The sequence below is a fragment of the Capnocytophaga canis genome (assembly GCF_000827555.1).
Taxonomy (GTDB): Bacteria; Bacteroidota; Bacteroidia; order Flavobacteriales; family Flavobacteriaceae; genus Capnocytophaga; species Capnocytophaga canis.
The window spans coordinates 1-380 of the sequence record NZ_CDOI01000118.1 but is presented as its reverse complement, the minus strand read 5'-3'; the positions used below and the strand labels follow the sequence as shown (position 1 = coordinate 380).

Here is a 380-nt window from a genome sequence, read left to right as displayed (position 1 = left end):
GAATTACTTAAGGCAGAAACTTTTGTTTTTGAGGAAAATGTAAAAATCAAAGTCGTAATAACATCTGACAAAGATGCGAAAAACGTGGCAGGTGCAAATGCATTTGCTCAAGACGACACAGCAGGTATTGCTTTGCGATTTGCTTCTGCTCATTCCTATGCATTGGGTACTGAATTAGAGTTGAATTTGAAAGGTGCTACTCTACGAAAATTCAAGGGTCTACTACAAATTGATGGACTTAAAGCCAGCAACGTTATTAATAAGAAAGCGGATGCAGGGGTGCCTACTCCTAAGACAATTACCATTGCAGAGGCTTTGACAGGAAACTACGAGAGCCAATTGGTGCGTATTGAAAATGCTCAGTTTACGGATGTTTTAAA

General features: G+C 39.2%; 1 protein-coding gene. It reads left to right on the top strand.

The window, feature by feature from the left end:
* On the top strand, positions 1-380 hold a 380-nt coding region (locus CCAND38_RS11925), incomplete at both ends, for a DUF5689 domain-containing protein (RefSeq protein ID WP_042343888.1).